Below are 1,127 nucleotides of genomic sequence, written 5' to 3'. Positions count from 1 at the left end.
GCCCCATACTGCGGAAATTTCCCGGGGATCCCTCGGACGGAGAATACGCCTCGATGCCGCGGCGGAAAAAACACTTCAAATTGATTATTTCCGTGCGGATGGGAGCCTTTTCGTCTCGGATCAGCGCGACATCAACGAGCGAGGCGTGGAGGGCGGCCGGCTTATTACCCTTTGTGACCACAACGGGGAGCCAGTAGCAGGCTGGAACAAGATGTGGCCTCTGTACCTTCTCTGGCTGGACATGGTTGTGGGCACCCAGGAGACCTTCATGATCGTGGACAGTAAGACCACCGCGAATTTCATCACGCGTTTCCGCCGCGACAATGTGGTGACCCTGCACCTTATCCACAATTCGCACATGGCATCCGGCCAGGTACCCCCGAACGGCGAGTTGAGCTCCGTACGCCGTTATGTCTTTGAGCGGTTGGATACCTATGACGGGATCGTGCTGCTGACTGAGCGCCAGAAGGATGATGTGGATGCGGCGTTCGGGCCCGGCAACACATTCGTGGTGCCCAACAGTACCGAACTACCGGAACAACTGCCGTCTTCGGTCGGACGCTCCCAGGACCACGGGGTGATGCTGGCGGGCCTTACGCACCGTAAGCGGATAGACCACGCCATACGAGGAATTGGGAAGGCAAATGCCCTGGCCGGAGCGCCGTTCGACCTGACCATCTATGGCCAAGGACCGGTCCGGAAACAGCTGGAGACACTCATCTCCAAGCTTGGCCTGAACCAGAGTGTCCACCTTGGCGGCTTTGACAGCGAGCCCAGGAAGCGGCTCTCGCAGGCTTCGTTCATGCTTCTGACCAGCCGCATGGAAGGCCTCCCGCTGGTGCTCCTGGAAGCGATGAGCGTTGGCTGCATTCCGATCGCGTACGACATGCCCTACGGACCGGCCGACATCATTGTTGATGGTGTCAATGGATATTTGGTCGAGGCTGGGGATATCGAGGGGCTGGCCGAACGGATCGCCCGGCAGGGATCACTTTCGAGCGTGGAACTGGAAGCCATGCGGCAGGCCGCCAGGGAGACCGCTGAGCGCTTTGATGACCGCTCCGTGACACTCCAGTGGGGCCGTGTGATGTCGCAGGCCGTTGACCGCAAACTGCACCATATGGCGG

Annotated in this window: 1 protein-coding gene; it reads left to right on the top strand. The window is 59.9% G+C overall.

Annotated elements, in window-relative coordinates; translation table 11 throughout:
• Nucleotides 1-1,127 (top strand): glycosyltransferase (locus tag LQV45_RS34640; RefSeq protein WP_230012450.1); only part of this gene is annotated, 1,127 nt, incomplete at both ends.

The sequence above is a fragment of the Microbacterium sp. Bi128 genome, from assembly GCF_918698205.1.
Note: the sequence above shows the minus strand (reverse complement) of the source record. Positions and strands in the feature narration are given on the sequence as shown.